Below are 255 nucleotides of genomic sequence, written 5' to 3'. Positions count from 1 at the left end.
AAAAAGCGGGAATCTTCCGCAATGGACGAAAGTCTGACGGAGCAACGCCGCGTGAGTGAAGAAGGATTTCGGTTTGTAAAACTCTGTTGTTAGGGAAGAATGATTGTATAGTAACTATATACAGTAGCGACGGTACCTAACCAGAAAGCCACGGCTAACTACGTGCCAGCAGCCGCGGTAATACGTAGGTGGCAAGCGTTGTCCGGAATTATTGGGCGTAAAGCGCGCGCAGGTGGTTTAATAAGTCTGATGTGA

At 48.2% G+C, this 255-nt stretch carries 1 rRNA gene; it reads left to right on the top strand.

The annotated features are described in order from the left end of the window. A 16S ribosomal RNA gene (locus HZY82_RS00010) occupies positions 1-255 on the top strand; the annotation flags it as partial.

The organism is Gemella sp. GL1, assembly GCF_013415365.1.
Taxonomy (GTDB): domain Bacteria; phylum Bacillota; class Bacilli; order Staphylococcales; family Gemellaceae; genus Gemelliphila.
Note: the sequence above shows the minus strand (reverse complement) of the source record. Positions and strands in the feature narration are given on the sequence as shown.